Origin of the sequence: Sphingobium xenophagum, from assembly GCF_002288285.1 — a bacterium.
Lineage (GTDB): Bacteria > Pseudomonadota > Alphaproteobacteria > Sphingomonadales > Sphingomonadaceae > Sphingobium > Sphingobium xenophagum.
The window spans coordinates 1,680,821-1,705,880 of record NZ_CP022745.1 but is presented as its reverse complement, the minus strand read 5'-3'; the positions used below and the strand labels follow the sequence as shown (position 1 = coordinate 1,705,880).

25 protein-coding genes, 1 tRNA gene and 2 pseudogenes are annotated in these 25,060 nt (G+C 64.5%); 13 read left to right on the top strand and 15 right to left on the bottom strand.

Features of this window, described 5'->3' with window-relative positions:
- Positions 1-3: 3 nt before the first annotated feature.
- The 7 genes from CJD35_RS08245 to CJD35_RS08215 form a co-directional block, all read right to left on the bottom strand.
- The gene (locus CJD35_RS08245; RefSeq protein ID WP_017183968.1) at positions 4-1,359 is read right to left on the bottom strand and encodes a sensor histidine kinase; all 1,356 of its coding nucleotides are present in this window, start codon (positions 1,357-1,359) and stop codon (positions 4-6) included.
- The gene (locus CJD35_RS08240; protein ID WP_017183967.1) at positions 1,359-2,078 is read right to left on the bottom strand and encodes a response regulator; all 720 of its coding nucleotides are present in this window, start codon (positions 2,076-2,078) and stop codon (positions 1,359-1,361) included. The genes CJD35_RS08245 and CJD35_RS08240 overlap by 1 nt, the downstream gene beginning before the upstream one ends.
- 135 nt (positions 2,079-2,213) lie before the next feature.
- Positions 2,214-2,837 carry an EF-hand domain-containing protein gene (locus tag CJD35_RS08235; RefSeq protein WP_017183966.1) on the bottom strand — a complete coding sequence of 208 codons (624 nt, stop codon included), beginning with the start codon at positions 2,835-2,837 and terminating at the stop codon, positions 2,214-2,216.
- Between the two features lie 147 nt (positions 2,838-2,984).
- Positions 2,985-3,638 carry a methyl-accepting chemotaxis protein gene (locus tag CJD35_RS23390; protein WP_276324375.1) on the bottom strand — a complete coding sequence of 218 codons (654 nt, stop codon included), beginning with the start codon at positions 3,636-3,638 and terminating at the stop codon, positions 2,985-2,987.
- Positions 3,639-3,719: 81 nt separating this feature from the next.
- A complete protein-coding gene (locus CJD35_RS08225; protein WP_017183964.1) occupies positions 3,720-4,937 on the bottom strand; it encodes an argininosuccinate synthase in 1,218 nt (405 codons plus the stop codon).
- 141 nt (positions 4,938-5,078) lie between these two features.
- Positions 5,079-6,062 (bottom strand): hypothetical protein, encoded by a 984-nt coding sequence (locus tag CJD35_RS08220; RefSeq protein WP_244917177.1) that lies wholly within the window; start codon positions 6,060-6,062, stop codon positions 5,079-5,081.
- 141 nt (positions 6,063-6,203) lie between these two features.
- On the bottom strand, positions 6,204-6,398 hold the full coding sequence (locus tag CJD35_RS08215) for a DUF4169 family protein (protein WP_017183962.1): 195 nt from the start codon (positions 6,396-6,398) through the stop codon (positions 6,204-6,206).
- 97 nt (positions 6,399-6,495) lie between these two features.
- On the opposite strand from CJD35_RS08215, the pseudogene CJD35_RS08210 reads away from it, so the two are divergent.
- Positions 6,496-7,484: pseudogene (locus CJD35_RS08210) on the top strand (LacI family DNA-binding transcriptional regulator).
- Positions 7,485-7,500: 16 nt separating this feature from the next.
- Here CJD35_RS08210 and CJD35_RS08205 read toward each other — a convergent pair.
- Positions 7,501-7,574, bottom strand: a tRNA-Gly gene (locus CJD35_RS08205).
- Positions 7,575-7,684: 110 nt separating this feature from the next.
- Between CJD35_RS08205 and CJD35_RS08200 the strand changes: the two genes are divergently transcribed.
- From CJD35_RS08200 to CJD35_RS08190, 3 genes are all read left to right on the top strand, one after another.
- Positions 7,685-8,605: a LysR family transcriptional regulator gene (locus CJD35_RS08200; protein ID WP_026002545.1), complete on the top strand. Its 921-nt coding sequence runs from the start codon at positions 7,685-7,687 to the stop codon at positions 8,603-8,605.
- 82 nt (positions 8,606-8,687) lie between these two features.
- Positions 8,688-9,803, top strand: coding sequence for a DUF47 family protein (locus CJD35_RS08195; RefSeq protein WP_017183960.1), 1,116 nt, complete (start codon positions 8,688-8,690; stop codon positions 9,801-9,803).
- Positions 9,804-9,824: 21 nt separating this feature from the next.
- Complete coding sequence (locus CJD35_RS08190; protein WP_017183959.1) at positions 9,825-10,823, top strand: inorganic phosphate transporter; 999 nt, start codon at positions 9,825-9,827, stop codon at positions 10,821-10,823.
- A gap of 63 nt (positions 10,824-10,886) precedes the next feature.
- On the opposite strand, the gene CJD35_RS08185 is transcribed toward CJD35_RS08190, so the two are convergent.
- Positions 10,887-11,084 (bottom strand): hypothetical protein, encoded by a 198-nt coding sequence (locus CJD35_RS08185; protein ID WP_095686984.1) that lies wholly within the window; start codon positions 11,082-11,084, stop codon positions 10,887-10,889.
- Positions 11,085-11,224: 140 nt separating this feature from the next.
- On the opposite strand from CJD35_RS08185, the gene CJD35_RS08180 reads away from it, so the two are divergent.
- From CJD35_RS08180 to CJD35_RS22975, 3 genes and pseudogenes are all read left to right on the top strand, one after another.
- Positions 11,225-12,634, top strand: coding sequence for a helix-turn-helix domain-containing protein (locus tag CJD35_RS08180; protein ID WP_017183957.1), 1,410 nt, complete (start codon positions 11,225-11,227; stop codon positions 12,632-12,634).
- A gap of 226 nt (positions 12,635-12,860) precedes the next feature.
- Positions 12,861-13,694, top strand: a pseudogene (locus tag CJD35_RS22980) (MASE1 domain-containing protein); the annotation flags it as partial.
- Positions 13,695-13,808: 114 nt separating this feature from the next.
- Entirely contained in the window at positions 13,809-14,636 is an 828-nt protein-coding gene (locus CJD35_RS22975; protein WP_244917243.1) for a GGDEF domain-containing protein, read from the top strand.
- A 172-nt stretch (positions 14,637-14,808) separates the two neighbouring features.
- On the opposite strand, the gene CJD35_RS23385 is transcribed toward CJD35_RS22975, so the two are convergent.
- Positions 14,809-15,639 (bottom strand): cold-shock protein, encoded by an 831-nt coding sequence (locus tag CJD35_RS23385; protein WP_026002543.1) that lies wholly within the window; start codon positions 15,637-15,639, stop codon positions 14,809-14,811.
- Between the two features lie 239 nt (positions 15,640-15,878).
- Here CJD35_RS23385 and CJD35_RS08165 point away from each other — a divergent pair, with 239 nt between their 5' ends.
- The 4 genes from CJD35_RS08165 (at position 15,879) to CJD35_RS22705 (ending at position 18,020) form a co-directional block, all read left to right on the top strand.
- Positions 15,879-16,496 (top strand): ribonuclease D, encoded by a 618-nt coding sequence (locus tag CJD35_RS08165; RefSeq protein WP_017183955.1) that lies wholly within the window; start codon positions 15,879-15,881, stop codon positions 16,494-16,496.
- 21 nt (positions 16,497-16,517) lie between these two features.
- Positions 16,518-17,165, top strand: coding sequence for a hypothetical protein (locus CJD35_RS08160; protein ID WP_017183954.1), 648 nt, complete (start codon positions 16,518-16,520; stop codon positions 17,163-17,165).
- Positions 17,165-17,725, top strand: coding sequence for an LptA/OstA family protein (locus CJD35_RS08155; RefSeq protein ID WP_017183953.1), 561 nt, complete (start codon positions 17,165-17,167; stop codon positions 17,723-17,725). The genes CJD35_RS08160 and CJD35_RS08155 overlap by 1 nt, the downstream gene beginning before the upstream one ends.
- Positions 17,726-17,846: 121 nt before the next feature.
- Complete coding sequence (locus tag CJD35_RS22705) at positions 17,847-18,020, top strand: hypothetical protein (protein ID WP_017183952.1); 174 nt, start codon at positions 17,847-17,849, stop codon at positions 18,018-18,020.
- 64 nt (positions 18,021-18,084) lie between these two features.
- Here CJD35_RS22705 and CJD35_RS08150 read toward each other — a convergent pair whose 3' ends face one another.
- From CJD35_RS08150 to CJD35_RS08135, 4 genes are all read right to left on the bottom strand, one after another.
- Entirely contained in the window at positions 18,085-18,675 is a 591-nt protein-coding gene (locus CJD35_RS08150; RefSeq protein WP_026002542.1) for a histidine phosphatase family protein, read from the bottom strand.
- Positions 18,676-18,679: 4 nt separating this feature from the next.
- Positions 18,680-19,441, bottom strand: coding sequence for a cytidylyltransferase domain-containing protein (locus tag CJD35_RS08145; protein WP_241763680.1), 762 nt, complete (start codon positions 19,439-19,441; stop codon positions 18,680-18,682).
- A gap of 41 nt (positions 19,442-19,482) precedes the next feature.
- On the bottom strand, positions 19,483-20,442 hold the full coding sequence (locus CJD35_RS08140) for a KpsF/GutQ family sugar-phosphate isomerase (RefSeq protein WP_017183949.1): 960 nt from the start codon (positions 20,440-20,442) through the stop codon (positions 19,483-19,485).
- A gap of 352 nt (positions 20,443-20,794) precedes the next feature.
- Complete coding sequence (locus CJD35_RS08135; protein WP_017183948.1) at positions 20,795-21,796, bottom strand: NAD-dependent epimerase/dehydratase family protein; 1,002 nt, start codon at positions 21,794-21,796, stop codon at positions 20,795-20,797.
- A 181-nt stretch (positions 21,797-21,977) separates the two neighbouring features.
- Between CJD35_RS08135 and CJD35_RS08130 the strand changes: the two genes are divergently transcribed.
- The gene (locus CJD35_RS08130; protein WP_017183947.1) at positions 21,978-23,108 is read left to right on the top strand and encodes a GNAT family N-acetyltransferase; all 1,131 of its coding nucleotides are present in this window, start codon (positions 21,978-21,980) and stop codon (positions 23,106-23,108) included.
- Positions 23,105-23,974: a cupin domain-containing protein gene (locus tag CJD35_RS08125; RefSeq protein WP_017183946.1), complete on the top strand. Its 870-nt coding sequence runs from the start codon at positions 23,105-23,107 to the stop codon at positions 23,972-23,974. Before CJD35_RS08130 ends, CJD35_RS08125 begins: the two co-directional genes overlap by 4 nt.
- Here the strand turns inward: CJD35_RS08125 and CJD35_RS08120 are convergent.
- Positions 23,952-25,022 carry a GNAT family N-acetyltransferase gene (locus CJD35_RS08120; protein WP_017183945.1) on the bottom strand — a complete coding sequence of 357 codons (1,071 nt, stop codon included), beginning with the start codon at positions 25,020-25,022 and terminating at the stop codon, positions 23,952-23,954. The two genes, CJD35_RS08125 and CJD35_RS08120, sit on opposite strands and share 23 nt — an antisense overlap.
- Positions 25,023-25,060: the final 38 nt, after the last annotated feature.

The window sequence follows — 25,060 nt, the reverse complement described above, 5'->3', positions numbered from 1 at the left end:
GCCTCAACCCGGCAATAGGAGACTGGCTTCCAGTCCGCCGCCCGGTCGGTTCGCCAGCCGCAATTGGCCCTGATGCTCCGCCATGATCGCGCGCACCAGCGCCAGCCCCAGCCCGGCCCCGCCGGTTTCCCGGTTGCGTGACCCTTCCAGCCGGGTGAAGGGTTCGAGCATTTCGTCCATGCGGTCCGCGGCAATGCCCGGCCCTTCGTCGGCCACGGCGATGCGGATCATCGCCCCTTCGCGGCTGACCGACACATGCGCGCGATCGCCATAGACGATGGCGTTTTCGATGAGGTTGCGGAGCGCGCGGCGAATCTGCTGCGGGCGGACGAAGGCGACGGCGCGATCGCTGTCGGTCATGGCGACCGGCGACCCCAGTTCGATGAAATCCTCCACCACCGCGTCGGCGAGGCTGGCGAGATCGACCTTCTGCGCGGCTTCGGTACTGCGCCCGGCGCGGGCGAGCGAGAGGATGTCCTCCAGCATCCGGTTCATTTCCTCGATGGTTTCGGACATGCGCGCCCGTTCGCCATCATCCTCGACCGATTCGGCGCGGACCCGCAGCGAAGCGAGCGGCGTGCGCAGGTCATGGCCGATCGCGCCCAGCATCCGGTCCTTTTCGTCCAGCATGGCGATGATGCGCGATCGCATGGCGTTGAACGCCATGGTGAGGTCGCGCACGTCACCGGGGCCGCGTTCATCGACCGGATCGGCCGCGCCGGTGCGGGCAAATTGCAGGGCGGAGCCGGTAAGTTGCTTCAACGGACGCGCCAGCCGGCTGCCAACCCACAGCAGGGGCAGCAGGACGATGACGTAGAGGATGAGCGTCTGACCGACCAGCCAGCCGCCAAAGCGTTGCGGCCGGTCACCGGTGCGCGCCTGCGTCACCACCCATTTGCCCGCTTCATATTCCGCCGCCAGCGTCAGCCGCGCGACGCGATGGTCGTGCGGACGATCGCCATTGGCGCGAATGCGGATGCGTTCCCAGCGGCGCAGGGGCATGATGGCGTCATCCTGCACCACGCGAACATTCAGGATATTGAGGCCAATATCATCGAACATCGCCATTGCGCGCCGTTCGATGTCCGGGCGCGGCTGTCCTTCGAGTGTCGGCGTGCCTTGGACGAAGCGCGCGCGCATGCGCGGCGGGGCGGGACGGTCGGGCCGGTTGTCGAGCGCATCGACGACGCGATAGACGGCAGGGGCCGTCTGGCCGGTCAGTTCCAGCCGGGTCCGTTCACGAAACAGCAGCGTGAAATTGATCGCCTGCGCGACAAACAGCGCCAGCGCGACGATCAGGATGATCTGGCCCACCAGACTTTGCGACCATAGGCGCAGCCGCCGCCACCCCTGCGCCATCACAATTTGCGGACTTCCGCCGACAGGGTGTAGCCGCCGCCCCACACGGTCTTGATCAGCGTGGGGTTTTTGGGGTCCGGCTCGATCTTCTTGCGCAGGCGGCTGATCTGATTGTCGATCGCCCGGTCGAAGGCATTGGCCTCACGCCCCTGGGTGATGTCGAGCAACTGGTCGCGGCTGAGCACGCTGTTGGGGCGCGTGGCAAAGGCCAGCATCAGATTATATTCGGCGGTCGAAAGCGGCAGCGACACGCCCTCGCTATCCACCAGCGTGCGTTCCTGCGTCTTGAGCAGCCATCCGGCGAAACTGTAATTGGCGCCATCGGGCGCGGTGACGCGCTGGCCGCCGGTGGCGACGCGGCGAAAGATCACCTTGATCCGCGCGACCAGTTCACGCGGCGAAAAGGGTTTGAGCACATAATCGTCCGCGCCCATTTCCAGCCCGACGATGCGGTCGGTCTCCTCTGCGCGGGCGGTCAGCAGGATCACCGGGATCTCGCTGGTTTCGCGGATATGGCGGCACAGCGACAGGCCATCCTCGCCTGGCATCATGATGTCGAGGATCACCAGGTCGATCGCGTTCGCATTCAGCCGGATGCGCGCTTCGGCCGCGCTGTCGACGGCGGTGACGCGGAAGCCGTTGCGCGAGAGATATTGCGCCAGCGGTTCGCGGATCGAACGCTCGTCATCGACGAGGAGGAGATGGGGTTTTTCGCTCATGCTGCCTGTCTGTCACGGCTGAACAAAGGTTGGAAGGGCGAAGGCGCAAGGGGGGACGCCTTCGCCCTTCCAGGTGTCGCGACCGGGTTCAGGGACATCAGGGGAAATGCCGGGCCGGACGCGAATGGGGAGAGGTCAGCCTGCGGGTGGCGGCGGAGCCTTGCGGTCCTTCCACGCGCCACGCATCGCCTGACGGGCTGCCTTCATTTCATCGGCGGTCACCTTGCCATCCTTGTTGGCGTCCGCCTTGTCGAACATCGCGGTCGGCGCGGCCATGAATTCCGCCTTGGTGATTGTGCCGTCCTTGTTCGCGTCGGCGCGCATGCCCATCATGCCGTGACCGCGATGATGGCCGCGACCCTGCCATTTGCGGCCTTCGCCACGCTCGGCGCGCTTGTCGGCGCGGGCTTCGTGGGCGGCGGCAAATTCCGCCTTGCTGACCTGGCCGTTCTTGTCGGCGTCCAGCATGGCAAAGCGCTTGTCGAGTCGCTGGGCGCGCATGGCGTCGCGATCGGCCTGGGTCAGCTTGCCGTCCTTGTCGACGTCCATCTTCACAAAGCGTCCTTCGAGCGCGGCGGTCATTTCCGCCTTGCTGATCGCGCCATCCTTGTTGGTGTCGGCCATTGCCATCATGCCGCCGCGACCGCCCCGATGGCCGGGGCCATCAGCGCCCGGCTGGGCAAAAGCGAGATGCGAGGCGGCGAGACCGCCGACGAAGAGCGAACCCAGCGCGACGGTGCCAAAAAATTTGCGGATCATATCCTGTTACCTTCCCAATGATTGTCATGAACGACAAGTCGCCGTCCTTGAAATCCGTTATGGGCAGGATTTGTCCCGCAACTATGTCAGTGCAACCGGCAAACTGTCGCAATTTGTAACCGCGTATTTGCGTGGCCGCGCCGAAAATCAGCCGGAAATGAAGGCGCGGGCGTCGCGCGTGGCGGCCTGCGTATCGAGCGCTAGCTTCTTAACCTCCGCCGCGACGACGGAAAAGCCGCGCCCCGCCTCCCCCGCGCGCGCCGCTTCGATCGATGCGTTGAGCGCCAGCAAATTGGTCTGGCGGGCAATGCCGTCAATCGTATCGACAATGCCGCCGACTTCGCAGAGCACCTGCTCTATGCTGGCGCGGCGGTCGCGTTCCTGGCGATTGAGGCGCCTCTCGGCGTCCTCGCGCGCGGCGATCGCTTCCTGTTCGGCGCTGATGTCGGTAGCGAATTTGATGATGCCGATCTGCACGCCCTGATCGTCGAAGATCGGGTTATAGCTGCCCCTGATCCAGATCAGCCGACCGTGCCGATCCTGCCGCCGATAGACGCCAGTGTCGAACTGTCCCGCGCGCAACCTGTCCCAGAACGCCGCATAACCGGGCGTATCGGCAAAGCCCGGTTCGCAGAACAGGCTGTGCGGGCGCAATTCTATGTCCGCGAAAGCATAGCCGAACAGGGTCAGGAAATTGTCGTTGGCGCCAATGACGCGACAATGCATGTCGAAGCTGACGATCGCCGTCGAGCGTTCGATTGCCCGACAGATTGACGATGTCTCCAACTCTATACCGTACATGCCCATGCCTCCGAAATGGAGGCATGGGCCACAATCGGTTAACGCTTGCCTAACCATGCGGCAGGCCGCGCGTGATAGCTGTCAGCGGTCCCGCCGACCCAGCAAGCGCAGCCGCAGCGCGTTCAGCTTGATGAAGCCCGCCGCGTCGCGCTGGTCGTAGGCGCCCGCATCATCCTCAAACGTCACGACCTTTTCGCTGTAGAGCGAATTAGGCGACTTGCGGCCAACGACATAGACGCCGCCCTTGTACAGCTTGAGCCGCACCGTGCCGGTGACCTTTTCCTGGCTATGGTCGATCGCTGCCTGCAACATCTCACGCTCCGGGCTGAACCAGAAGCCGTTATAGATGAGTTCGGCGTAGCGCGGGGCCAGTTCGTCCTTCAGATGCGCCGCGCCGCGATCCAGCGTCACCTGCTCGATACCGCGATGGGCGAGGTGATAGATGGTGCCGCCCGGCGTTTCATACATGCCGCGCGACTTCATGCCCACGAAGCGGTTTTCGACCAGGTCGAGACGGCCAATGCCATGTTTGCGGCCATAATCGTTGAGCGTTTCCAGCAGCGTTGCCGGGGACATGGCGACGCCGTTGATGGCCACGCCATCGCCGCGCTCAAAATCGATGGTGATATATTCGGGCGCGTCGGGCGCGTCCTCCGGGTTGACCGTCCGTGAATAGACATAGTCGGGGACTTCATCCCACGGATCTTCCAGCACCTTGCCCTCGGACGAGGTATGCAACATGTTTGCGTCGGTCGAAAAGGGGCTTTCGCCGCGCTTGTCCTTGGCGATTGGAATCTGGTTCTTTTCGGCAAATTCGATCAGGCGGGTGCGGCTGGTCAGATCCCATTCGCGCCACGGCGCGATCACCTTGATGTCCGGCGACAGGGCATAATAGCCCAGTTCGAAACGGACCTGGTCATTGCCCTTGCCCGTCGCGCCATGCGACACGGCGTCCGCGCCCACCATCTTGGCGATTTCGATCTGGCGCTTGGCGATCAGCGGCCGGGCGATCGAGGTGCCGAGCAGATAGAGACCTTCATAAAGCGCATTGCTGCGCATCATCGGGAACACATAGTCGCGCACAAATTCTTCGCGCAGATCGTCGATGAAGATATGCTCTTCCTTGACGCCCATCAGCCGGGCCTTGGCGCGCGCGGGCTCCAGTTCCTCGCCCTGCCCCAGATCGGCGGTAAAGGTCACCACCTCGCACTGGTAGGTCTGTTGTAGCCATTTCAGGATCACGCTGGTGTCGAGGCCACCGGAAAAGGCAAGGACGATGCGGTTGATCTTGTCTGACATGGCTAGCGACTCTTCTGTGCAAGGGTGGCGCGGATGATGCGCGCGGCGCGTATCAGCCAGTGTGCAAAAGTGCAACCGGACAGGCAAAAAGGGACCGAAAGCGTAGCGCCTTCGGTCCCTTTCACTCTGTCTTCAGTCCAATCAGGACGTGCGCGGCTTCAGAAGGCCCGTACGCACACCATCATTGCCGAAGCGATAGACGGTCTGGCTGCGATCGACCGCCGGAGCAGGGGCTGCAACCGGGTCAGCCGCGCGGGGCGCTGGCGGGGTTTCGATCGCCTGGCGCTCGGCCAGCAGGAACCTTGCCCGACGCAGCCGCTTGGCATGGGTGAGGAAGGGGTTTTCCGCGCTGGGCGGCGCGGCCACCATCGCCGCGATCGTGCGCTCCTCGTCCGTTGCCGAGGCAGCGGGCGTGTAAGCCGTACGCGGCGCGACAGGCGCTGGCCTGACGGGTTCCGGCGCGGCCTCAACCGGCATCGTCGCGGCAACCGGCATCGGCTGGGCCATCGGCGCAGGCGCCACCGCCTGATCGTCCACAACCGCGTCAGCGGGACGACGACGGCGCATCAATGCAGCGCCACCCAGTCCGGCAAGCAGCAGGGCGACGCCGCCCATGGCGAACAGAAGCGCATTATCGGTCCGGGCTGGCTGCTCGGCCACGACGGGCTCGGCGGGAGCCTGAGCCATCGGCTCAGGCGCAACGATTGGTGCAGCGGGGGCTGGCGTCACGGTCGGCGACGCAACAGCCGGGGTCGACTGGGCAGCAGATTGGGCCATGGCGGCAGGTGCTACCGGCGCAGCGGCCCGTTCCACACTGCGCGGCGCGGCGCGGCGCGGGGCAGGCGTGGCGGCGGCTTCCGCTTCAGCAGCGGCAATGGCTGCGGCGCGACGCTCCTCGACCGACGGGGTTGCCTGCACGACCGGCGCGCTCGGCGCGAATGTCGGCGTGGCTGGCGCAGCGGCAACGGGCGCGACCGCAGGTGCCGAAGGCGTGGCGGGAACCGTCACGGTGGGAGCAACCGGCGGCGGGGCGATTTCCTGCGCCAGCAAAGGGGTTGCACTGAGAGCCAAAACAGCGGCGATCGCGGCCCTGGCGGGGCGAATGGGGCTTGTGTGTTCAGTCATAGCGAGAGAAGAACCCGCGACATCTTCAATCGACTGCAAGGTGACTCTCGATTCCGGGACGGAAGGAGGCGGATAAGCGGCAGATTGATTGAGATGAACAATGGTTCATCTTCAAATGAACCGCAGATTTACAGAACTATACTATGTTTCGTCTGAACGGCGACTTTCCCTATATGCGCCATCCAGCAAAGCGTCCTGCCGCGCCTGATCCCTGCCCTGCGCGATCCGCTCCGCCTTCGTCCGGCCGAATTTGGCGCGATTGCTGTCTGCCACGCGCGCCTTGTCGGCCCGCGCCTTCACCTTGCGCGCCTGACGCAGATTGACGACATTGCTCATGTGCCGATGACCCTTCATGTGCGGCTCGTTCAGCATCTATCATAGGAGTCGCGATCATGACTTGCCAAGCGTGGCGTCTCCCTTCCATGACAGGCTTATGACCAGCATCCACGACGTCGCCGCTTTGGCCAAGGCATCCATCAAGACTGTGTCGCGTGTCGTGAACAACGCCCCCAATGTCAGCCCGGACCTGCGCAGGCGGGTGCAGGCGGCCATCGATCAGCTCGGCTATCGCCCCAACCAGTCGGCGCGGCGGCTCGCGGGCGGGCGCTCCTTCATGATCGCCTATCTCTACAGCAACCCCGCCCCCGGTTATATCAGCGGCATCCAGTCCGGCGCGGCGGCGCGCTGCCGCGAACTGGGCTATCATCTGGTGGTGGAGCCGATTTCGGCAGCGGGCGAGGAATGGTTCGACGTGCTGGACCGGCTGGTCGCGGCGTTGCGGCCCGACGGCGTGCTGCTGGTGCCGCCCTTGTCAGACAATGAAGCGCTGCTCGCGCGCCTGGCGGAATTGCGCCTGCCCTGCGCGCGGATCGCGGGATCGGTTGTCGCGGCCAGCTTCAACATCCACACGCCCGAACGTGCCGCCGGGCGGATGGTCGCCGACCATCTGATCGGGCATGGGCACCGGCGAATCGGCATCATCACCCCCCGCCCTCGCACCGCGCGGCGCTGCGCCGGGTCGAGGGGTTTCGCGACGGGTTGAGCGCGGCGAGCCTGCCTGTCGACGACGCGCTGTTCGTGCAGGGCGGTTTCGATTTCACGTCGGGCATAGCGGCAGGCGAAGCGCTGCTGGCCCTGCCGCAGCCGCCCACGGCAATCTTTGCGACCAATGACGACATGGCGCTGGGCGTACTGACCCTGGCCCACCGCATGGGCCTGAACGTGGCGGACGATCTGTCGGTGGTCGGTTTCGACGATACCCCCGCGAGTCTCACAAGCTGGCCGCCGCTGACCACGGTGCGTCAGCCGCTGGAGGAAATGGGCCGATCGGTCATCGACGCGCTCGCCAACGGGCCGCTCGACGAACCGGAATTTCTGTTCACGCTGGTGGAGCGGGGCAGTTGCGGGCCAAGGCCGGGCTGATCTGCTGAGGAAGGGCTGGAGCGGGTAGCGGGGATCGAACCCGCATCACAAGCTTGGAAGGCTAGTGCTCTACCATTGAGCTATACCCGCCCGGCCGGGAAGCGCCCTGCCATCATCCTGGGGGCTTCGTCAATATCGCAATGTATGATTGCGCCAAGATCGCCCTTAACCCGGCCCGGCATTTCCTCTATCAGACGGGGATGCAAAGCCCTTCCCTGCGCCAGCTGGATATTTTCGCGCAGATGGTCGCGGCGGGCAGCGTCGCGCGCTGCGCCGATATGCTGGGCGTCACCGCCGACGAAATCGCCCGTGACATCGCGTCGCTGGAAATGCGGCTGGGCTATCGCCTGTTCGAGGATATGAGCGGCAGCGGCCGCCTGACGCCGGCCGGACGCAAGACGGCGCAGGCCATGACATTATTGTCGCAGGATGCGCCGGAGGATTGGGACGATACGGCTGCGCCCGCCGAAGCGCCGGCCCCGCCGCTCCAACCGCCCCCGCCGCAGTGCCAGACGATCATGCTGGCGGCCCCTGCCCCGATCTTCGGTCATTTTCAGGACGCGCTATCGGCGTTCGAGGCGGCGAACGAGGATATTGCCATCACGCTGGACTTGCATGTCCAGTCGGTGACGGACGCAGCGGCAGCGTTGCGGGAGGGGCGCGCGGACATCGCCTATTTCTATGCGCTGGAGGAACCGGCCGGTTTCGCGTCCCGCTATGGCTGGTCGGAACCGCTCAGCCTCTATGCCGGCGCGGCCCATCCGCTGGCGCAGGCGGACAGCGTGTCGCGCGAAGATCTGGCGGTCACGCCGATGCTGGCGCTGGAGCGGCGCAACCCCATGCGCCACATTATCGAGGATGCGCTGGCGCGCGGGCGGGTGCAGCTTGGCGCACCAGCGCTCGAATCCGATGATATGTTCGCGGTGATGACGGCGTTGCGCGCGGGCAAAGGCATTTTCGCCGCCTTCGGCGCGCTGGCGCGCGATCTGGGGCGGATGGACGGGATCGAGCGGCTTCGGCTCGACAGCCAATTGCCCGCGATCGAGGTGCGACAGGCGCTTGGAGCCCGCGCGGCTGAGACACCGGCGGTCGAGGCGCTGGCGGAATTTCTGTTTCTTTAAGGGCCGATGCCGTCGGCGCGGAAAGCCCGGCATGATGAGGTCCGATTGCGCATTGTGACAATTTCGTTACAAGGCGCACTCCATGCGCCAGATCGCCGCCCTTCCCTATACGACCCATGCCGACGGATCGATGCAGATCCTGCTGATCACGTCGCGCGACACGCGGCGGTGGGTCATTCCCAAAGGCAACCGAATCAAGGGGCTGGCCGGCCATCGCGCCGCCGAACTGGAAGCGTTCGAGGAAGCGGGCATTCACGGCATCGCCTGCCCCGCCTCGCTTGGCCGCTACAGCTATGACAAGCGCAAACGCAGCGGCGCGGCGCGCGAAGCGACCGTCGAGGTGTTTCCGCTTGCCGTGACGGGCCAGTTGTCGCAATGGCCCGAACAGGGGCAACGCGAACTGCGCTGGTTCCCTGTGGCGGAGGCCGCCTGCGCCGTCGACGAACCCGATCTTCAGGCAATCATCGCCGCCTTTCGCAAGCCGCCCCGCGATCCGGGCCGGTTCGTGCGGATGCTGCTGTGGTTCAAGGACAAGCAAAGCGAAAGGACTGGAATGCTCGCCTGGTTTCATGCGTTGATGCCAAAGCAGGGCCGCTTTTTCGAGCAATTCGAAAATCATGCGGCAACCCTGGTCGCCGGCGCGGACGCGCTGGCCCGGCTGCTCAAGGGCGGACCGGACATGGACGTCCATATCAAGGAGATTTCCGATCGCGAACATGAAGCGGACGACATCATCCGCGACGTGTTGCTGGACGTGCGGCGCATCTTCGTAACCCCGTTCGACCGCAGCGCCATCACCGGCCTGATCGGCGTGATGGACGACGCGATCGACCAGATGAACCAGACCGCCAAGGCCATCGCCCTCTACGAGGTCAAGGCATTCCCGTCCCAGATGCAGGATATGAGCGCGCTGATCGTCGAATGCGCGCGACTGGCGGCCGAAGCGATGCCGCTGCTGCGTTCGCTCAACCTCAACGCCACGCGCCTGCACGACCTGACCGAACGGCTGGTCAAGCTGGAGGGCCATGCCGACATATTGCATGAAGCGGGCCTCAAGACTCTCTATGCCGCCGCGCGCGAGGGCAATCCCATGGATTTCGTCGTCGGGCGGGAAATCTATTCCCACCTGGAAAAGGTCACCGACCGGTTCGAGGATGTCGCCAACCAGATTTCCGGCCTGGTCATCGACCACGCCTGACGATCCCGCCGGATACGCTTCATGGACCCCATTGCCCTCCCGCTGCTGATCGCGCTGATCGGCGTCGCGCTTGCCTTTGACTTTCTCAACGGCCTGCACGACGCCGCCAACTCGATCGCGACCATCGTGTCGACCCGCGTGCTAAAGCCCCAATATGCGGTCGTTTGGGCAGCCTTCTTCAACTTCATCGCCTTCCTCTTCTTTGGCCTGCATGTCGCGACCACAGTGGGCAAGGGGATCGTCGACGCCGCGATCATCGATCCGCAGGTGATTTTCGGCGCGCTGATGGGGGCGATTTCGTGGAACCTCATCACCTGGGCGCTGGGCATCCCCTCTTCCTCCAGCCATGCGCTGATCGGCGGGTTGCTGGGCGCGGGGACGGCCAAGGCCGGGCTGGGCGCGGTGATATGGTCGGGCGTGTTCAAGACGAGCGCAGCGATCGTCATGTCGCCCGCGATTGGCCTGCTGCTGGCGTTGCTGCTGGTGCTGATCATCAGCTGGATCTTCCGCCGCTTCACGCCCCATGGCGCAGACGGCGTGTTCCGCAAGCTGCAACTCGTTTCCGCATCCCTCTACTCGCTGGGGCATGGCGGCAACGACGCGCAAAAGACGATGGGGATCATCGCCGTGCTGCTCTATTCGCAGGGCATGTTGCAGGGCGAATTCCACGTACCCTTCTGGGTCGTGATCAGCTGTCAGGCGGCGATGGGGTTCGGCACGCTGTTTGGTGGGTGGAAGATCGTCCACACCATGGGGTCGAAGATCACGCGGCTTAGCCCGGCGCAGGGTTTCTGTGCGGAAACCGGCGGAGCGATCACCCTGTTCATGGCGACGCATCTGGGCATTCCGGTGTCGACGACCCATACCATCACTGGTGCGATCGTGGGTGTCGGCGCATCGCGGCGGCTGTCGGCGGTACGATGGAACATCGCATCGCGCATCATCGTCGCGTGGGTCGTGACCCTGCCCGCCGCCGCCCTGATCGGCGCGGGCTTCTACTGGATCACGCGCTTCTTTTGATAGCCATACGGCACCGGCCATGGCTGGCCGGTGCCGTGCTGCTTCAGTCAGGCTGGACGCCGATCAGGCGACGCGGCCAAGCCGGTGATAGAGATTGGCATATTTGACCGATTCCGGCTGGTCCTGAATCTCGCGCAGATAATGGACGATGGCAGTGCGGATCAGGCCGAAGTCCTCCTGCGAGAAAACCGCGCGCGACCGGGCGGGCTGGGGGTGGCCGCTGGTGTCCGTCATATCTTGCGTCATCGTGTCCGTCGTCATGATCCTGTCCTTGTCTCAGCGAGCCGTCTTGCGGCGATGAACAATGAGTTAGACATATTGACGCGCAGCGGAAGGGCGATGAGTGGCCGCGTGTCACAATAGGATTTGGTCAATCTGTCAATCTATGACATTATGACTTTATGGCAGATGCGACAGACCGCAAACTCTATCTCGGCCCCAAGCTGCGCGTCCTGCGCCGCGAACTGGGCCTCAACCAGACCCGGATGGCCGAGGAACTGGGGGTTTCTCCCAGCTATCTCAACCATCTGGAGCGCAACCAGCGACCGTTGAGCGCGCAGATGCTGCTGCGGCTGGCCAATGTCTATGACATCGACATTCGCGATTTCACCGCGCGCGCCAATGATGGCGGATCGGGCGAACTGAGCGAGATATTGTCCGACGCGCTGGTGCGCGACATCGGCATTGCGCGCGACGAAGTGCTGGAAGTGTCGGAAAATTATCCCGGCGTCAGCGAAGCCATCGCCCGATTCTATCGTGCGCTAAGCGATCTGCGCCGCCTGCCGGGCGAAGCAGCGGCGGGGGAGCGCGGCCCCGCGCCACTGGTCGCGCCGATCGACTGGCTGCGCGAGACGATCGCGCGGGCGGGCAATCATTTTGCCGAGATCGATGCGGGCGCCGAAGCCATCGCCGCGCAGCTGAGCCAGGACCCCGCGCTGTTGCAGGCCGAGTTGCGCGCGCGCCTGAAAGACCGGCACGGCATGGCCGTCCAGGTGCTGCGCGCCGATGTGCTGGCGGGGACGCTGCGCCATTATGACATGCACCGGCGGCGGTTGATGCTGAGCGAGCGGCTGGCCGCGTCCGGGCGGCTGTTCGCCATCGCCTATCATCTGTGCGCGCAGGAACTGGCCGACGCGATTGCCGCGCAGGTCGCCCGCACGGCCCCGCCGGACGAGGATAGCCGCCGCCTCGCCACCATCGCGCTCACCAACTATGCCGCGGCCGCGCTGATCATGCCCTATGACCGCATCCGCCAGGCGGCGGAGCAATGCCGCCATGACCTGCCCATGCTGCGCGACAGGTTCGGCGTGTCGAGCGAACAGCTTGCCCACCGTCTGACCAGCCTCAATCGCACCGGCGCGCGCGGCATCCCCTTCTTCATGGTCAGGATGGACCGGGCGGGCATCATATCCAAGCGCTTCGACGGCGAAGCCTGGCCCTTTGCCCGCTATGGCAGCACTTGCCCCCGCTGGGACGCGCATGGCGCTGGCGCAGTCGATCAGGTGAGCGTGCAACTGATCGAGACGCTGGACGAGCGCCGCTTCGTCACGCTCGCCATGGCGCTGCCCCTTCCGCCGGGCGCGCGTGGCCGCGCGGTCATCGCGCTGGGGTGCGAGGCGAAACATGCGTCGCGGATCGTCCACGCCGACGGGATCGACGCGGACAAGGACGATGCGGTCGAGGTCGGCCCGACCTGCCACCTGTGCGAACGCCGCGCCTGCCCCGACAGGGCGCTGCCCCCGGTAACACGGGCGCTCGATTTGCATGGCTATGAACGGACAAGCGCGCCGTTTCCGTTCAGGCGTGTGTGATCGGGAGTTGTGGCTGGCAGGCAAATGGCCGCGCTGCATTTGGGACGGGGTGTCAACGGCCATCGTCGATCATCCTCGATCGCCCAATTTGCCTGAAGCCGCGAAATCGGGTGGCCCCATCAAAAAGAGGCGACGGAGGAAAAAGCATCAGTTTTCAATGTCATTCGTCGCATAGTCCAGGAAGGTTGACGTCTTTTTAACCAGCGTGCGGGCAAGACAGGGCGTGATGCACAGCCGCCGCCCTTTCAACGGAATATTGCTGAGAAAGCCGATCGCCTTCGCGCTGGTGGGGGCGTTAGGGTATCTGATGCTTGCCAGTGGCACTATCGCGCTGACAAGCGACGGCCGTGATCACGCAACGGTGTGGCCCGCAGATGCCATCATCCTGGCGCTGCTCCTCAATTCGGGCAGACGGCATTGGCCATTGCTTCTGACGGCAGGGTGGCTGGGCAACCTTGCCGCCAACGGGCTCACCCGTGAATGGACCATCGGGATCATTCTCTATGGTGCGATCAACATGGGCCAGGTGCTGCTGGCGGCATGGTCGCTCAGACGGTCCGGCGACACCAGGAATCTGCTCTCCGATGTAAGGGCGGTCGGGCGCTTCGTCATCTGGGCAGGTCTTTTCGCCCCCTTGATGGGAGCCGCTGTCGGATCTCTGGTCGCTTCGGTGAATTAAAATGTGCCGATCGGCCCGTCATTCATCCGCTGGTTTGCCAGCAATTCGCTTGGATTGCTCGTTTGTACGCCGTTCCTGAACGCCGTTTTCGATGGAAGCTACCGTCGTTGCTTTGCGGCCAAAAGTCTGTGGGAAAGAGGCGAAACATTCGCCCTGATGGCGATCCACGCCGCCGTGACAATTTTTGTGTTCGGGCAGAATCACCTGCCGATACTGTTCCTTTCCTTCACTTCGCTTCTTCTACTCTCATTCCGCATCGGGCGGCTCGGCACCTATGCTGGAGTCATGCTCGTTGCCATTATCGGCGCGGTGTCAGCCCTTCAGCATTTTGGCCCCATGGCCTTGATCAATGAGGGCGCTACTTTTCAGGCCATCTTCTTTCAGGCCTATCTGGCGACGCTATTGGTGACGACACTGCCTGTCGCAGCGATCGTTGCATCGCGCGCCGAAGCGTTGGGCAATCTGGCCGCCCGCGAGGAGACGCTGCGCCTCATCATGGCGCATTCACCCGACGTCATCCTGAGCTTCGACAATGATGGCGTGTGCCGATGGGCGGACGGTCCTGTGCGCGAATATCTGGGGCTTGGGCCGGAGGAGCTTTTTGGCAATCCCGCCGCTGCAATCGCCCTTCGCACAGGCGAAGAGCTGCTGGTGGCGTCTGGCCGCCCCACCGATGAACGGCGCACGGAGAAGGCCATCGAGTTTTCGCCGATTTTGCAACCGTCCCTCACACTGGAAGCATCGTTCCGGGATCTTACCCGTGATGGCATGATTGTTGGGCGCGTCGTGACCTTGCGCGACGCGACAGCGCGAAAGGCCCGCGAGCAGGCGATAACCATTCAGGTCGAAACCGATGATCTGACCGGGGTCAAGAACCGGGCTGGCTTTCGGCGACATGTGCGCGCCGCGCTGGCCGACACCAGCCGTCCCTGTTCGGTAGCGATTGTCGATGTCGATCATTTCAAGGTCATCAACGACCGCTACGGTCATCAGGTCGGGGATGCGGTTCTCATGGAGATCGCGCAGCGATTGACCGCCGGCATAAGACAAAGCGACATCGTAGGCCGTATCGGCGGCGACGAGTTCGCGATCCTCTTTCAATGCGACCTGGAAACAGCGAAACTGGCCTGCGAGCGTATCGCCTATTCCATTTCCCAACGCCCCATATTTTCCGATGATACCCTGTTAGTCCTCACCTCGATCAGTTGCGGAGTCGCAGGCTACATGCCGGGCATGTCGCGCGATCAACTGTTCGAGGCCGCCGACACTGCCCTGTATCAGGTCAAGCGGGATGGACGAAACGGCGTCCGTGCAGCCGGGTGACGCGGACAATATCGCGTTCACGCGCTTGCCTGCGCGAATAAGCCTTCGCGCCTGATTGCGGCAATGCCATCGTCACGCGGCATAGCCGCCCCACACCCCAACACCAAAAAAGGGGCCGCCGGGCAGGCGACCCCTTCTTTATCCTCTCCCGCGAAAGCGGAAGTGTGGCCGCTTAGTCGGCCTTGGGCTGGAGGTTGACGGCGGCATATTTGCCGCGACGGTCGACTTCCAGTTCAAAGTCCAGACGATCGCCTTCATTCAGGGCGGCCATGCCAGCGCGTTCGACGGCGCTGATGTGGACGAAGGCGTCGGGCTGGCCATCATCGCGCTGAATGAAGCCAAAGCCCTTCATCGCGTTGAAGAATTTGACCGTGCCGCTGGCGCGTTCGCCGGTCAGCTGGCGCTGCGGGCCGCCACGATCACCACCGGGGGCGCCGAAACCACCGGCGCGCGGTTCGCGCGGCGGGCCACGGTCCGTCACGGGGAGCGGTTCGCCTTCGATCTTGAGATCGGTTGCCGAAACCTTGCCGCCACGATCCACCAGGGTGAAGCCAAGCTGCTGACCTTCGGCCAGGCCAGTCAGGCCGGCCTGTTCGACAGCACTGATATGCACGAACACGTCCTCGCCGCCGTCATCGCGAACGACGAAGCCGAAGCCCTTTTGCCCATTGAAGAATTTAACGACGCCAGTGCCTTCGCCAACGACCTGCGCAGGCATGCCGCGACCACCGCCGCCGCCGCCGCCACCGAAGCCGCCGCGGTTGCCACCGCCAAAGCCGCCGCCGCCGGCGCGATCACCGCCGAAACCACCGCCGCCGCCGCCGAAGCGGTCACCGCCGAAACCACCGCCGCCGCCGCCGAAGCGGTCACCGCCACCGAAGCCGCCACCAAAACCACCGCGACCACCGCCGCCGCCAGCGCCCTGATCGTAGAAATTGTCGTCGCCGAAACCGTCGCGCTTGTCCTTGCCGCGCCCGCCGCGGCGACCTCTGTCAAAACTCATGCCCTGTTAGTCACTTTCGCTTCGCCCCAAGACCAATCGGACAAACATGTCGGGCGAATGACATGCACAATCCACCGCAAAGGCGCGGTTTGGGAATCACTATATCAACTTTTCAGGGGAGCGCGAATGTTTTTACAGGCAAGGCTTCAGGTAGGACTTCGGTTGATCCTATGGCCATGTCGCACCATCGGCAAAGCCTTTGATTGCGATATCCCCGCTTTGCCCATAGAGGGGAAGCCATGACCGTCCATTTTCATGAAGAAGACCTGCCCGCAGGCGTGCTCGCCCCCGGCCCGGTTGCCGTCGACACCGAAACCATGGGGCTGATCACCCCGCGCGACCGCCTGTGCGTGGTGCAGATCAGCGATGGCAAGGGCGATGAACATCTGGTCCGCTTTGCCGCCGGATCGGACTATGCTGCGCCCAACCTGCGCGCCGTGCTGGCGGACCCGGAACGGCTGAAACTCTACCATTTCGGGCGTTTCGACATTGCCGCGATCAAATATTATCTGGGCGTCGTGGCAGCCCCTGTCTATTGCACCAAGATCGCTTCGCGTCTGATCCGCACCTATACCGATCGCCATGGCCTGAAGGAACTGGTCCGCGAACTGCTGGGCCAGGACATCAGCAAGCAGCAGCAGTCGAGCGACTGGGGCAACCCCGTCCTGTCCGACGCACAGAAGGATTATGCCGCGTCCGACGTGCGCTTCCTCCACGCGCTGCGCACCGAATTGAACAAGCGGCTGGAGCGCGAAGGGCGGATGGAACTGGCGCAGGCCTGTTTCGATTTCCTGCCGCACCGTGCCGAACTCGACCTGGCGGGATGGCCGGAGATCGACATATTTTCCCACATGTAAGCGAATCGGATCGTCGTCACCATGTCCGTCCAGGCCGATCAGCAACGCGATGTGCGCCGCCACTGGGCGCGACCGGGGGGCAGCCATGACCGGCTGGTCGGCCTGCTCAAAAACTGGCTGCCGGTCGCGGTCGGGGTGCTGAGCGCGCTTTTGGCGACCGCGCCCTTTACCAGCGGCGACAAGGTCAGCTTCGTTCTGGACAAGAACAAGGTCGAAGTCGCCAAGGAACGCATGCGCGTGACCGAGGCGCTGTATCGCGGGCAGGACAGCAAGGGGCAGCCCTTTTCCCTGCGCGCGGGATCAGCGGTGCAGAAAAGCTCGCGCGAGCCGATCGTGGACCTGAACAGCATGTCCGCGCGCATCCTGCTGTCGGACGGCCCCGCCGTGCTGAGCGCACAAAAGGGTCGTTACGACATGGAGACCGAGCGGGTCGGGATCGAAGGACCAGTGCAGTTCGAGGCGGCGGGCGGCTATCGCCTGACCACGCGCGACGTCGGCATCGACCTAAAGACCCGGCGGATGCGCAGCGCGGGTCGGGTCGACGGACGCATCCCGATCGGCACATTCAGCGCGGACCATCTGGAAGCCGACATGAGCGCGCGCACGGTGACATTGAATGGCCGGGCCAGCTTGCGCATCGAACAAAATGGCCTCAAAGGGCGAAACTGATGAAAGCCTCTTATCTTCTGCTGTCGGTCGGCTGCGCGGGCGCCGCGGGCCTGATGTTCGTCGGCGCCATGCCATCGCTCGCGCAAGTCGTCAGCAAGCATGACAGCAACGCCCCGGTCAACTTCACCGCAGACCGGATCGAGGTGCAGGACCGCGCCGACCGCGTCGTCGTGTCCGGCAATGTCGAAGTGACGCAGGCGGGCATGACGCTCAACGCCGCGCGCATGACGGTGGCCTATCGCAACGAGCCAGGCGGCGGCGCGAGCGGGGTGGAGATCGACCGGATCGACGCATCGGGCAATGTCGTGGTGACCAAGGCGGATCAGACCGCGCGTGGCAATGTCGCCATTTACGACCTCAACAGCAAGCTCATCACCATGTTGGGCAATGTCGCGCTGACGCAGGGGTCCAACCGGCTGACCGGCGGGCGGCTGGTGATGGACCTGAACACCGGGCGATCGACCGTCGATGGTCGCGCATCGGGCGGCGGCGCTGGCGTGACAGGCAGCGCCGGGGGCCGGGTGACGGGGACATTCTCGGTCCCGCAGCGAAAAAATTAAGCGCGGACGTTGTGGAGTTTTCCTGACGCGACGAACCGTTTGAAAGCGGGTTGATCCGGGGCGTCAACCCTGTAGCAATCATGGATTGCACATTTTCATTTGTGCTGCGATAAGCTGCCTCATGACATTGGCGGCAATCGTTTTGGTGGTATTCGCCCTCGCGCTTGGTGGCGCTATTCTCAGTGCGCGCCGCTGGAACATGACCATCGGCGTCATCAGTGGCCTGGCGGTCGGGCTGGCCGGCTGGGCGATAGCCTCGATGGGCATCATGATCTGGTTTTCCAAAAGCTACTAGCAGCCTCGATCGGCGGTCCGCCACACCCCGGCAGGCAAGAGGAAGCGAGCGCGTCGCTATCGCTTCAAGGCCGCACGTCCCATCGCACCAGCGTCACCCCGCCATCCGCATCCAGCGCCAGCTCCCCGAACGCCCCCGTCCGCAATTTGAGCGATCCTAGCGGCAAACCGGCAGCCAGCAGCGCGAAGCGGGCCGCGCCATTGCTGGTGACGAACAGGTCCACCCCCTCCCCGCCCTCGGCAAAGCAGGCGCGCCATGCCGCGATCCGCGCTTCGGCGTCGACGATCCAGTCGGCCGGGGCGATGCCGCGCTCATCCCAGTCGGCGATCGCCTGCGCGCCGATGCGCGCCAGAACCTGCGCCTCGGGCCGGCCTTCGTCGGGACCATGATCGATTTCGCCCAGCCAGTCGCCCGTACCGTCTGGCATATGGCCGGTGGCTTCAGCGATCGCCTGCGCGGTTTGTCGGGCGCGCAGGAGCGGGCTGGTCAGCAGGCGGGTGATGGCGAAGTCCTGCGCGGCGAACCACGCGCCCAGCCGTTGCGCCTGGGCATGGCCACTCTCGACCAGCGGCAGGTCCGTGCGTGATCCGATGCGACAGGCCTGCGCGCTGCTGGCGAACGTGTTGCCATGACGGATGATGAAAAGACGGCGCATGGCGTCAGGGCGGCGTCGGATCGCCATGCCGGGCGATCAGCGCCTCGACGCGGCTGATGTCCGCTTCGGTATCAATGCCGCTACTGTCGAACAGCGGCGGATTGACCGGCACGGTCATGACCGGGATGCCCAGTTCCAGCAAACGCAGCTGCTCCAGCCCTTCCAGATTTTCGAGCGCCGTGGGGGGGCTGGCTTCAAAGGCGCGCAGGGCGTCCAGTGCATAGCCATAAAGGCCGACATGCCGCCAGACCGGCGAGACGGGCTGGCTGGCGCGCAGGGCATCCTCCCCCCTGATGGCGGGAATGATATTTTTGGAGAACCACAAGGCCCGGCCATCTGGCGCGCGAGCGCAGGTCGTGCCGCTGAAAGGAGAGCGGGTCTTGTGATCACGCAGGGCATCGAGCGCAGCCCAATCGAGCGCGATCACCGGAGTGGCGACCTGCGCGCCCGCCTCCAGCGCGGCTATGACCGCGCCCAGCGCACCCTGCGGCTGAAAAGGGGAATCGCCCTGGAGGTTGACGACGAAGCGCGGCGGCATGGGCTCCGCCAGCGCGGCGGCCAGCGCGCGCCCCGATCCGGTGGCAATGGCGCTGTCGGTCATCACCGCATCACACCCGACCGCGCGGGCATGATCGGCGATTTCGTCATCATCGGTAGCGACCGTCAGCGCAACGCCCGCGCGCGCGCCGATCGCGGCGCGGGCCATGGCGATGGTGCGATGGAGCAAGGTGCGCCCGGCGATCAGACGCAGCGGCTTGCGCGGCAGGCGGGATGACCCCGCCCGCGCGGGAATGACGACAAGCTGGTTCAGGCGACGCCCGCGTTCAGCAGATCGTGCATATGGACGGCGCCGATCAAACGACCATTGTCGCAAACGAACAGCAGCATGACGTTGCGTTCATGCATCAGGTGCAGTGCTTCCTGCGCCAGTTCGTCCGGCCCCACGGCCAGCGGCGTGTGCGTCATGAAGCGGCCGACCGCCTCGGTCAGATTCTGCTTGCCGGTCACGGTGCGGCGCAGGTCGCCGTCAGTGAAGGCACCGATCAGCCGCCCTTCGCGATCGACAACCGCTGTGCCGCCAAGGCGCGCGCGCGTCATTTCGATGGTCGCATCGAGCAGCGAGGCGCCTTCCCGCACGGAGGGGATGTCCGCTCCCTTGGCCATCAGTTCGCGCACCTTGATCAGTTGCGCGCCAAGACGGCCATTGGGATGGAATTTGTGGAAATCATCCGCCGAAAATCCGCGCATTTCCATCAGCGCAATCGCCATGGCGTCACCAAAGGCCATCTGCACCGTGGTCGACGTGGTGGGAGCGAGCGAATTGGGGCAGGCTTCCGGCACATCGGGCATCAGCATGCAAATGTCTGCGGCGGTGGCGACCGTGCTGTGGGCCCGCGCGGTCATGCCCAGCAAGGGAATGGCGAAGCGCTTGCAATATTGGATGATCGGGCCAAGCTCGGTCGACTCGCCCGAATGGGACAGCATCAGCACGACATCATCCGGCGTCACCATGCCCAGATCGCCATGGCCAGCATCGGCTGGATGCAGGAAGATGGCCGGCGTGCCCGTGGAGGTCAAAGTCGCCGTCATCTTGCGGGCGACAATGCCGCTCTTGCCAATGCCGGTCACGATCACGCGACCCCGGACATTCATGATGACGCCGATCAGCCGCACGAATGTAGCGGCAAAGTCACGTTCAGAAAATTGCGCTTCCAGCGCGTTGAGGCCCAATGCAGCGACCGACAGGCTGTGGCAGGCCGCCTTCACTATTCGTCCGCCCGAACCGAACGGCACAATTTTCGAAGCAAGTGTCGACACGCGTTTGCCCTTTTTCCCGCATGTCACCGCCGGATATCCGGCTGGCACACGCGGCGACGAACCACCTTATTTGGTGCGCCGTCTATCCCTCGTTCCGCGACCCCTGGCCGGTTTGACCCCCGGCACAGGGCGACTGTCTACGCCGTTTCAGGGACTTATGGCAAATCATTTTGCAACTGCGAAAAGGGATTTCGGCGTGGTTTTGCTTCACACCGTCGCGACGCCGCGCGACAGGCGGAGTTAAGTTAGCGACGAGCCGCGGAACTTTTCTCGCCTCAGTGGGTGCGTTGCAACAGGATTGTCATTTTGGCTGATGATAGTCCCGATACCATGCCACGAATCGCGGCACGCCCGATTCAATTTGCGTGGTCGGGGCAAAGCCGATGTCATGGGCGATGGCGCTGATGTCGGCAAATGTGGCGTGAACATCGCCCGGTTGCATCGGCTGGAAATCGATCTGCGCCTTCTGGCCCAGCGCATCCTCCAGCACCGCGATCAGATGCATCAGTTCTTCCGGCTTGTTATTGCCGATATTGTAGAGCCGGTGCGGCGACCGGCTGCCACCAGGCTTGGGCGCGCCGTCATCGGCGGGCGGATGGTCGAGGCAGCCGATGACCCCGGTGACGATGTCATCGATATAGGTGAAATCACGCTGCATCCGGCCATGGTTGAATACCGGAATGGGATCCCCGGCGAGAATCTTCTTGGTGAAGATCCACATCGCCATGTCTGGCCGCCCCCAAGGCCCGTAAACGGTGAAGAAGCGCAGCCCCGTCATCGGTATGCGGAACAGATGGGCGTAGGTCTCGCTCATCAGTTCGTCAGCACGCTTGGTCGCGGCATAGAGGGAAACGGGATGGTCGGCCCGGTCCTCTACGCGGAACGGCAGGCTGTCATTGCCGCCATAGACGGAGGAGGAAGAGGCATAGACAAAATGCCGCACCCGCCGCTCACGCGCGAGTTCCAGCATGTTGACATGCCCCGCCAAGTTGGAGCGCACATAGGCGTGCGGATTGATCAGCGAATAGCGCACGCCGGCCTGCGCGCCGAGATGGACGATCGATTCGATCACCTGATCGGCAAGCGCTGCTTGCAACGCATCATTGTCGGCGAAATCCAGCTCGTGAAAGGTGAACAGCTTGCCATGCGCCTGTTCCAGCGCGGCAATCCTGTCCCGCTTCAGCGACACGGGATAATAATCGTTCATATTATCGATGCCGACCACGGCATGGCCCTGCGCCATGAGCCGATCGGCGACGGTCATGCCGATAAAGCCGGCCGCGCCGGTGACCAATATCGTCATGCTCTTCATTCTCCCACGCGAAGTCGCGCCAGCGGGCGGCGCACCCTGTCAGTCACACCAAAGTGGCGGGCAAAGTAAAGGCCTTTTCGCGCCCCATTTGCCCGATAAACCATCCTGTGGCTTCGCGCCTAGCGGGCAAAGTTTAGGCTTTCCCTAATCTTTGCCATTTAAGGCGAAACCGATGGACATGGCATTGCACCCATCGCGCCCCGTCCCCCTGCCAACGGGGGCGAAGCCGCGTGCGCGCTGGGCGGCGCTAGCGAAGGAGGCGGCGGAAGCCAATGCCTTTTATGCGCCCGACATGCTGGGCGCGGCGATCGACCATCTCGCCACCGACGCGCATGTCCGGTTGATCGAAGCGCGGGTGGGCGACCATCTGATCGGGCTGTTGCCGGTCGTGGTGCAGCCGCGCCATGGCCGCATGCCGATCGGCTGCGTGTCCAACTGGATGCACGATCATTGCTTCTTTGGCGCGCCGATGATTCGCGAAGGGCAGGAAGTCGCGGCGTGGCGCAGTTTCCTGGCGCAGCTGGATGACGCCCCCTGGGCGCGTGGCTTTTTGCATATGGAGGGGCTGGACGCGGCCGGGGCGAATGCCGCCGCGCTGGAAGCGCTGTGCGTCGAACAGCGGCGCGGACGGCGCGAGATTCACCGCTACGATCGGGCGATGCTGCGGTCGGACCTGTCGGCCGACGCCTATTGGGACACCAATGTTCGCGCCAAAAAGCGCAAGGAAATCCGACGCCTGCAAAAGCGGCTTGCCGAACTTGGCACGGTCGAGACCCGGCTGCTCACCGAACGCGCCGACCTGCCGCACTGGTGCGCCGATTTTCTGGCGCTCGAAGCGTCGGGCTGGAAGGGGCAGGAGGGTACGGCGCTCGCCTGCAAGCCCGCCGACGCCACCTTTTTCCGTGCGGCCTGCGCGGCGGCATTCGAGGCCGGGCGGCTGCATATGCTGCGCATCGACCTGGATGGCCGGGCGATCGCCATGCTGGCCAATTTCCGCCATGGTGCAGGCGCCTTTTCATTCAAGATCGCCTTTGACGAAGCGCTGGGCCGCTTTTCGCCGGGCGTGCTGATCGAGATCGCCAATCTGCACGCGGTGCAGGATGATCCCGCTATCGGCTGGATGGACAGTTGCGCCGCGCCTGACCATCCGATGATCGACAGCCTGTGGGCGGAACGGCGGACGATCGTGCAATATCGCATCGCGCTGCGCGGCACCGGCCTGGCGCGGGTCCAGCGCGCCGCCGCCTTCGCCCTTGTCAACGGCCTTGAAACCCTGGCCAGCCTATTGAAAGGACAGCGATGACCGCCCATCGCCCGATCGCCGCGACTCACGAAGCGACCTTCCCCGACAGCGCGCGCACGACCTTTGCCGCCGCCTATCCCGACCAGCCGGTCGCGCTAAGCCATAATCTGGTCGGCCACTCGCTGCTCAGCCTTGATGCGCTCGCCACGCTGGCAGAGCGGATGCCTGCGTCCAGCGTCGAATATAATCTGGGCAAGCTGCCCCTGGGCGTGCGACCGGAGGATACGCCGTCGAACGGCCTGACACTGGGCGAAACGATCCGCACCATCGAAACCAACGGCAGCTGGGCCGTGCTCAAAAATGTCGAGCGCGACCCGGCCTATGCCGCCCTGCTCGATGCGGCGCTGGCCGATCTGGAGCCGATCGTGGCGGCCAGGACCGGGCCGATGCTCCACCGCGAAGCCTTCATCTTCCTGACATCGCCGGGCAGCGTCACCCCGTTTCACATGGACCCGGAACATAATATCCTGCTCCAGATCATGGGGTCCAAGGTGATGACCATCTTCCCCGCGCGCGACGAGGCGCTGGTTCCGGCGCAGAAGAGCGAGGAATTTCATGGCGGTGGCCATCGCAATCTGGTCTGGCAGGACGGGTTCAAGGCGCTGGGCGCGCCCTACCCGCTCCACCCCGGCGACGCGGTGCATGTGCCGGTCAAGGCCCCGCATTTCGTCGAAAATGGCCCTGCCGTATCGGTCAGCCTGTCGGTGACATGGCGGTCCGAACGCAGTGTGGCGGAAGGGGAGTTGCACAGTTTCAACGCGCTGCTGCGACGGCGCAAACTGCCGGTGGGCACCGTCAGTGACCGGCCTGAAAAGCAGAGCGTCCGACGGCTGGTCTATCGGGTCATGCGGAAGCTGGGCGCTTGAGGATATAGCGCAGCGCCGCTTCCGCCGCCAGCCGCGGCGAAAAACGTTCGATCACCCACCAGTCCAGACTCTCCTGACAGGTCGAGAGGCTCTGCTTGTAGCGATCCTTGCCCGCGAGCAGGGAATAAAGCGCCAGGCCGCGCGCGGCATAATGGTCGACAGCGGCGGCGTGGCAGAGCAGGCCCGGCTTGTCCTTGCCCGTGCGCGGATCGGCAAAGGCGGACTGATAGTTGAGCGCCTGCCCCCGATGGACGAAATTGACGAGCAGGCCGACGACCCCGCCCGCGTCGGTAAAGCGCAGCAGATCGACCGCGCCGCTGGCCCGTCCCTGTTCGACGATGGTGGTAACAAAGCCGCGAAAGGCGGGATCGTCCCAGGCATTGTCGGCATGACGCCCGCTGTTAAGCGCGGCCATTTCCGCCAGCCAGGGCGCAACTTCGTTAGCGCCTGCCCGCGCGACATGGGGCAGGCCGCCGCCATGATCCTTGATCGCGCGGCGGATCTGGCCGCGCGTATTGGCGCTGAGCAGCGAGAGATAGTCGCCCGCCACGCCGCGCACCCCGTCCAGATCGACCTGATAGACCGGCGAGGCGTCGACCCGGCGCTTCGTCCAGCAGGGCATGTCCAGCAGCGGCGAATCCGGCGCGATCCCGCTCAGCCGCAGCGCGCGCCAGTCACGACGGCGGCCCAGCGCGGCGATGGCGGCGGTCGCGGCCTCCGCCTCCCGCCCGCGCGCGGCAAGCAAGCCATTATATTCGACATAGGGCCGGTCGGCCTGCCCATCGCCCGACTGGTTGAGGCTCAGCGTCGCCGTGCGTCCCAGCAGGCGCGGCATCATTGCGTGACCGACCAGCGCCAGCGCGACATCTGCGCCTGACTCGTCCGTCACCGCCAGCAGTTCGGGGCGCACGTCATAGCTGGCCAGCCACGCGCCCACCCAGGTCCAGCTAAGGAAAAACGCCGCGTCCGCCTGCGCTTCGAGCGCCTTCCAGCGCGCGCCAAGCGCCGTCCGGTTCGGCAGGGGAAGAAATTGCGCGACAAGAGCCATTGCGCCCTCTTGTGGCAGAGCGCCGGGTGCGGTCAAGC